The organism is Streptomyces sp. CC224B (genome assembly GCF_030010595.1).
Classification (GTDB): Bacteria; Actinomycetota; Actinomycetes; order Streptomycetales; family Streptomycetaceae; genus Streptomyces; species Streptomyces longispororuber.
This window is the reverse complement of sequence record NZ_JASCXL010000113.1, coordinates 23,158-30,384: the sequence shown is the minus strand read 5'-3', so window position 1 is coordinate 30,384 and position 7,227 is coordinate 23,158. Positions and strand designations below refer to the sequence as shown.

The window sequence follows — 7,227 nt, the reverse complement described above, 5'->3', positions numbered from 1 at the left end:
TGGACCCGGCGCATGATCGAGATCCGCAAGCAGAACCCCGCCTTCGGCCTCGGCTCCTACACCGAACTGCCCTCGTCGAATCCGGCCGTTCTCGCCTTCCTGCGGGAGGCCCCCGCCACCGGCACGGACGGCGAGGGCGACGACCTCGTGCTGTGCGTGCACAACTTCTCCCGGTTCGCCCAGCCCACCGAGCTCGATCTGCGGGCCTTCGCCGGACGCCATCCGGTGGAGCTGATCGGCGGGGTGCGCTTTCCGGCCATCGGTGAACTGCCGTACCTCCTGACGCTCGCGGGCCACGGCTTCTACTGGTTCCGGCTGCGCGAGGACCCGGCGTAAGGTCACCGTGACGGTGGTGTGAACCCGCCCACGCGAGGGGCGTAAGACGCACCGCACAGGGCACTCGCACACGGCACGCCCCTTGCCCGGCACCTTCGGCACCTCCCTGTCCGCGGCGCGGAAAGGACGCGACCATGTCGGAAGCCGCCACCCGCCCCAGTGCCCACGCAGGCGCGCTCCTCGCGTCGCTGGACCCGCTGCTGCGCGGGTGGCTGCCACGGCAGCGGTGGTTCGCGGGCAAGGGCCGTCCCGTCACGGACTTCCAGCTCGTGTCGGCGACGGAACTCCTTCCGCCGCAGGCGGAGCTCGGGCTGCTGCACCTGCTCGTGCGGGTGCGCCAGCCCCTGCTCGCGGGACCGGACGCCACCCTGGACCACGAGCTGCCCGCCGACTGCTACCAGCTCCTCGTCGGCGTCCGCGCCGAGCTGCCGCCCCGGCTCGCGCCCGCGCTCATCGGGCACGTCGCCGAGGGACCGCTCGCCGGGCGGACCGTCTACGAGGCGCTGGGCGACCCGCGCCTGGCCGCGCTGCTCCTGGAGCGGCTGCGGATACCCGGGCGGCTCGGCACGCTGCGGTTCGCCCGCGCCGAGCACGCGGAGATACCCCCGAACCTCGCACCCCGGGCGCTCGCCGCCGAGCAGTCCAACTCCTCGCTGGTGTACGGCGACTCGTTCATCCTCAAGCTGTTCCGCCGGGTCGTGCCCGGCGTCAACCCCGACCTGGAGCTCCCGCTCGCCCTCGCCCGGCAGGGCTGCGCCCGCGTGCCAGCGCCGTCCGCCTGGCTGACCGCCGACGGCGCCGGCGAGCCGCTCGTGCTCGGCGTCCTCCAGCCGTACGTGCGCGGCGCCGCCGACGGCTGGGAGCTCGCCCTGCGGGCGCTCGCCAAGGGTGAGGACTTCACCGCCGAGGCCCGCGCGCTCGGCCGCGCCACCGCCGAGGTGCACGCCGCGCTCGCCGCGGCGCTGCCCACCGTCTCGCTCGGCCGCGCCCAGGTCGAGCTGCTCGCGCAGGGCATGACCGACCGCCTGGAGGCCGCCGCGCGGGCGGTCCCCGCGCTGCGCCCGTACGAGCCCGCGCTGCGCACCGCGTACCAGGCGCTCGCGGACCTCGGCGCCGGCAACGGCGCGGCGTGGACGGCCCAGCGCGTCCACGGCGACCTGCACCTCGGGCAGTGCCTGCGGGCCCCGTCCGGCGACTGGCAGCTCATCGACTTCGAGGGCGAGCCCGCCCGGCCGCTCGCCGAGCGCCGCCTGCCGCAGCCCGCCGCCCGCGACGTCGCGGGCATGCTGCGGTCCTTCGACTACGCCGCCCGCTCCTGCCGCCCCTGGGCGCCGGCGTGGGCCGAGGCCTGCCGGGCCGCGTACTGCACCGGCTACGCCGAGGTCAGCGGCCGCGACCCGCGCACCGAGCCGGTCCTGCTGCGGGCCCACGAGACCGACAAGGCGGTCTACGAGGCCGTGTACGAGGCCCGGCACCGGCCCGACTGGCTGCCGGTGCCGCTCGCCGCCCTCGACCAGCTCGCGGCGGACGCCGCCGCACCGTCCCGCGACCCCGACACGGCCTGCCGCCCCGACGACTTCCGCTGACCCCCGCGTCCCGCGTCCGCGTCCCACGTCCCGCGCCCCCCGCCAAGCCGCCCCTCTGGACCGTCCCGACAGGAGGCCGCACCCGTGACCCGCCGCCCCACGCCCCCGCCGCCCGAGCCCGACCCCCGCCCCGAGGCCACACCCCCGCCCGCGCCGCCGGCCCAGCGGCCCGGGACCGCGGATCCGGCCCGTACGGCCACACCGGGCAAGCCCGGGACGAGCGGCAGGAAGGCGAAGCCCGCGAAGACGGCGAAACCGGCGAAGGCAGGGAAGGCGGAGAAGGCGGGGAAAGCGGGGAAGGCCACGAAGACGGGGAAGCCCGCACCGAGGATCCCGGCACCGGCGAAGGGGGACTCGGCACCGCCGAAGGACATCCCGGCGGCGGCGAGGGAGCGGACACGGCCGACGGCCCGCGCCGAGCTGGCACTTGGTGAGCACGCCCCCACAGGGCAGGCCCCTGTCGGACAGGCCCCTGTCGGACAGGGCGCCGAGAAGGACACCGGAAAGGGCGTCGAGGACGTCGGAGAAGGCGTCGAGAAGGGCATCGGAAAAGGCGTCGAGGACGTCGGAGAAGGTGCCGAGAAGGGCATCGGAGAGGGCGGCGAGAAGGGCGTGGCGCCCGCGCCCCTCCCCGTGCCGGTCTCCCCCGTGCCGGAGGCGGACCGCGTGCGGCTGCTCTCCGGCACGCACCACGACCCGCACACGGTGCTCGGCGCCCACCCCGTGACCCACGGGGTGGCCTTCCGCGTCCTGCGGCCGTACGCGCGCGCCGTCACGGTCGTCGCCGACGACGTCCGGGCCGACCTGCTCGACGACGGCGACGGCTTCTTCTCGGTGGTGCTGCCGCTGCGCGAGGTACCGGCCGACTACCGCCTCCACGTCACCTACGCCGAGACGGAGCTGGACACGCACGACCCGTACCGGTTCCTGCCGACGCTCGGCGAGTTCGACCTGCACCTGATCGGCGAGGGGAGGCACGAGCAGCTCTGGGAGGCGCTCGGGGCGCACCCGATGACGCACCAGGGCGCCACGGGCACCCGCTTCGCGGTGTGGGCGCCGAACGCGCTCGGTGTCCGCGTGGTCGGGGACTTCAACTACTGGGACGGTACGGGCTTCGCCATGCGGTCGCTGGGCGGCAGCGGGGTGTGGGAGCTGTTCGTGCCGTCGGTCGGTGAGGGGGAGCTGTACAAGTTCCAGATCACCCGGCCCGACGGCAGTACGACGTACCGGGCGGACCCGCTGGCCCGCCGCACGGAGGTGCCGCCCGCGAACTCCTCGGTCGTGCACGCCTCGCACCACGTGTGGCGCGACGAGGAGTGGATGCGGCGCCGGGCCGAGGTCCCCGTGCACGAGGCGCCGTTCTCGGTGTACGAGGTGCACCTGCCGTCGTGGCGGCCGGGCCTCACCTACCGCCAACTGGCGGAGCAACTCCCCGCGTACGTGTCGGACCTTGGGTTCACCCACGTGGAACTCCTGCCGGTCGCCGAGCACCCCTTCGGCGGCTCCTGGGGCTACCAGGTCACCGGCTTCTACGCGCCGACGGCCCGGCTCGGCACCCCCGACGACTTCAAGTACCTGGTGGACGCGCTGCACCGGGCCGGTATCGGCGTGCTCATGGACTGGGTGCCGGCGCACTTCCCGCGCGACGACTGGGCGCTGGCGGAGTTCGACGGGCGTCCGCTGTACGAGCACGAGGACCCGATGCGGGCGGCGCACCCCGACTGGGGCACGCTGGAGTTCGACTACGGCCGGGCGGAGGTGCGCAACTTCCTGGTGGCGAACGCCTGTTACTGGTGCGAGGAGTACCACATCGACGGGCTGCGCGTGGACGCCGTCGCGTCCATGCTCTACCTCGACTACTCGCGCGAGGAGGGGCAGTGGACGCCGAACGTCCACGGCGGCCGGGAGAACCTGGACGCGGTCTCCTTCCTCCAGGAGATGAACGCGACGGTGTACCGGCGCTGCCCGGGCGTGGTCACGATCGCGGAGGAGTCCACGGCGTGGGACGGCGTCACCCGCGCGACCCACCACGTCGGACCGGGCGGCTTCGGCGGCCTGGGCTTCGGCCTGAAGTGGAACATGGGCTGGATGCACGACTCGCTCAGCTACATGAGCAACGAGCCCGTGCACCGCAAGTACCACCACAACGAGATGACGTTCTCGATGGTGTACGCGTACAGCGAGAACTACGTGCTGCCGATCTCGCACGACGAGGTCGTGCACGGCAAGCGGTCGCTGGTGTCGAAGATGCCGGGCGACTGGTGGCAGCAGCGGGCCGGGCACCGGGCGTACCTCGCCTATATGTGGGCGCACCCCGGCAAGCAACTCCTCTTCATGGGGCAGGAGTTCGCGCAGGGCGCGGAGTGGTCGGAGAGCCACGGCCCCGACTGGTGGCTCCTCGACCCGGCGTACGGCGCGGAGCCGGACCACCGGGGCGTACGCGACCTGGTCCGCGACCTGAACGCGCACTACGCGGCGAACCCGTCACTCTGGCAGCGGGACACGGACCCGGGCGGCTTCGCGTGGGTGGAGGGGGACGGGGCCGAGGACAACGTCTTCGCGTTCCTGCGCCACGGGCCGGAGGGGACGGCCCCCGTCCTCTGCGTCTCCCACTTCTCCCCCGTGGTGCGGTACGAGTACCGGATCGGGGTGCCGGACGAGTTCGCGGCGTGGTCGGAACTCCTGAACACGGACGCCGCCCCCTACGGCGGCAGCGACATCCGCAACCCCCACCCCCTGAAACCCGACCCCACCCCGACCCACGGCCACCCAACCTCCCTCCGCCTCACCTTGCCTCCGCTGGCCACGGTGTGGCTGCGGCCGGCTTAGCGGGGGGGCTGAGCTGGGCTAGGGAGCTGCGCCCTGGGCGGCTGCACGGGCAAGACCCGTGTCGACCGGTCCCGCTTGAGCACCTGAACCCTGACGGGCACAGTCCAGAAGATCCACCACGCACCTGTCCACGGCGACCCGAGGGGACAGGCAGTCCCCAGGGCCACTACGTTCGCTCACGTCCGAAGGGCGACATGATCCCTGAGTCTGCGTTCCAGGAGCCGCTCAAGTCGACTCAGTAGCGCGGCATCCGGCTGGGCTAAGGGTTTCTTCCCGCACGACTCGCGGTCCCGGATCGGCAGCGGCTCCGGCATTGCGGTCTGTGGCGGTTCCGGGGTCGGCTCGGCCTGCGCCTCTGTCTCTGTCCCCGGCGGCGGCACGAGGGGCAGCACCGCGTACACCACCTTGCCCCCCCGATGGATGGCGGTACGCCTGCCACCGCACGCTGAACCACTCCACCAAGGGCAGGCCCCGCCCGCCCTCGGCATCAGGTGCGGCCGTTCCGATCCGGGGAAGCGCGCGGCTGACGTCGTAGACCTCGACCACCAGTGCCACGTCGGACACCCGCAGCCGCACAGCGACGAACGGCAGCACCTCGCGCTCCTGACCGCTCAGTTCGAGCTTCGTGCCCGTGGCCTGCACCGCGTTGGTCAGCAACTCGGAGGCGATCAGGGTCACGGGCTCGGTCAGGTACTCAAGTCCCCAGTCGTTCAACACCAGCTTGACGAACCGACGCCCCAACGGAACGGCCTTGGGCTCCGCAGCGTGCCGAAACCAGTACGTCAGACCGTCCATAGCGCGCCCGCCTTCCGGCAGCGCCGACAGGCGGGCAGTCTGCGGCTACCGGTGCCGGGGAACAGACGTTCAAGGACATACATCACGAGGGTCAAGAGTCGGTCCTCTCAGTCGATCAGGGCCGCGCCCACAGGCGCGCGATTCGCTTACCGCGACAAGCACACGACGGAAGCGCGAAGGCCCCACGGCGCCGTTCCCACAAGCCCCACCCCAGCAGGGCATGGATAACTCAGGGCTACGACCTCGTCACGCTTGGCTGCCGTCTCGTCTCAGCTTGAGCCGAGAGGGAGTCTTCTGCAATCCATTCAAATGAAGTCCCCTCATTCGAGACATGCTTGGCGACCAGACCCTGCATGAGCGAGACTCGCCGCGACCGCTCATGTAGGGATGAAGGGATGCGAGCGTGACCGCAAGGCCACCAACGGTCCGCCTCCGCCGACTGGCGTCGGAACTCAAGCGGGCCAGGAAAACCGCCGGGCTCAGCCAAGACGACGTGACAGCACGGACGCGCGTCAGCCCGGCCACGCTGTACCGCATCGAAAAGCCTGAAGGCCGACCGCAGATGCGCACTCTGCTGACGCTGCTCGACGCCTATGAAGTCAGCGACGACCAGCGCACACGCATCATCGCCCTGCACGAGGGCGCCGAGACCCAAGGCTGGCTACGGCCATGCCACGACGCCTTGCGCGATGAGTACAACGCCTACATCCAGTTCGAAGCGGAGGCCAAGACGATCCGCAACTGGGAGGCGCTGTACGTCCCCGGCCTGCTCCAGACTGAGCCCTACGCCCATGCCGTCATCAGAGGGCACCTGCCCCACGCCGAACCGGGAGACGTCGCACAGCGGGTCAAGGCCCGCATGGACCGTCAAGCGGTGTTGGCCGAAGAGCACCCGCTGGAACTCACGGCGATCATGGACGAGGCCGCACTGCACCGGCAAGTGGGTGGCCCGCGAGTCATGGCAGAGCAATTGCAACGGCTCGAAGCGACGGCCGGCCTGCCGCACGTCAGCCTGCGAGTTATTCCTTGGGAGGCCGGGGCACATCCGGGGATGCCCGGCTCCTTTGTAGTGCTGTCCTTCACCGACCCCGAGGACGGCCAGATCGTGTACATCGACTCGATGGCCAATGACAGCTTCCTGGAAACGCCCGCCGACATCGACCGCTACACCGGCATCTTCGACGACCTGCAGGCGCTCGCCCTGAGTCCTGACGACTCCCTTGCTCTGATCGCCAGGACGAGGCACGAGCGAACCCGAGAACTGGAGACCGCATGAACACCCGCGCCAACTTCGCCAACGCCCATTGGGTCAGTAGCAGTTACAGCAGTGGCGAAGGCCAATGCGTCGAGATAGCAGCCGTGCCCGGCGCAGTCGCCGCACGAGACAGCAAGGACCGCACCGGCCCCGTCATCGTCTTCGCCCGAGAAGGCTGGGACAGCTTCATACGAGGCTTGACCGCGCACGGGCTCCGCCCCTGAACCACACCGCCACGAATGTCTCCCTCCGGCACCCGGGGTGGGCCCGACAAGAAGCAACGAGCGCTTCGCGTCACATCCCGAACCAGCCAACAGTTCCACCCGGCCGTCGCCGTGTGGTCGCTACCGCCCCGCAGCCCCCACAGACATAGGGTTGTGCTGCAGGTTCGCCCTCCGAAGGCTGCTGCGTAGGTCGAGAATGTTG

6 protein-coding genes are annotated in these 7,227 nt (G+C 71.4%); 5 read left to right on the top strand and 1 reads right to left on the bottom strand.

Annotated features, from left to right (window positions below; all coding sequences use genetic code 11):
• The 3 genes from QK440_RS33030 to glgB all read left to right on the top strand — a co-directional run.
• A partial coding sequence (locus QK440_RS33030; protein ID WP_282796932.1) for an alpha-glucosidase C-terminal domain-containing protein occupies positions 1-336 on the top strand: 336 nt, incomplete at its 5' end.
• 134 nt (positions 337-470) lie between these two features.
• The gene (locus QK440_RS33025; RefSeq protein ID WP_282796931.1) at positions 471-1,922 is read left to right on the top strand and encodes a maltokinase; all 1,452 of its coding nucleotides are present in this window, start codon (positions 471-473) and stop codon (positions 1,920-1,922) included.
• A gap of 84 nt (positions 1,923-2,006) precedes the next feature.
• Positions 2,007-4,751 (top strand): 1,4-alpha-glucan branching enzyme, encoded by a 2,745-nt coding sequence (gene glgB, locus QK440_RS33020; protein ID WP_282796930.1) that lies wholly within the window; start codon positions 2,007-2,009, stop codon positions 4,749-4,751.
• Positions 4,752-4,976: 225 nt separating this feature from the next.
• On the opposite strand, the gene QK440_RS33015 is transcribed toward glgB, so the two are convergent.
• Positions 4,977-5,546 carry an ATP-binding protein gene (locus QK440_RS33015; RefSeq protein WP_282796929.1) on the bottom strand — a complete coding sequence of 190 codons (570 nt, stop codon included), beginning with the start codon at positions 5,544-5,546 and terminating at the stop codon, positions 4,977-4,979.
• Positions 5,547-5,949: 403 nt separating this feature from the next.
• Here QK440_RS33015 and QK440_RS33010 point away from each other — a divergent pair, with 403 nt between their 5' ends.
• Positions 5,950-6,822, top strand: a complete 873-nt coding sequence (locus QK440_RS33010; RefSeq protein ID WP_282796928.1) for a helix-turn-helix transcriptional regulator — start codon at positions 5,950-5,952, stop codon at positions 6,820-6,822.
• Positions 6,819-7,025 carry a DUF397 domain-containing protein gene (locus QK440_RS33005; protein WP_282796927.1) on the top strand — a complete coding sequence of 69 codons (207 nt, stop codon included), beginning with the start codon at positions 6,819-6,821 and terminating at the stop codon, positions 7,023-7,025. Before QK440_RS33010 ends, QK440_RS33005 begins: the two co-directional genes overlap by 4 nt.
• The last annotated feature ends 202 nt before the right edge of the window (positions 7,026-7,227 follow it).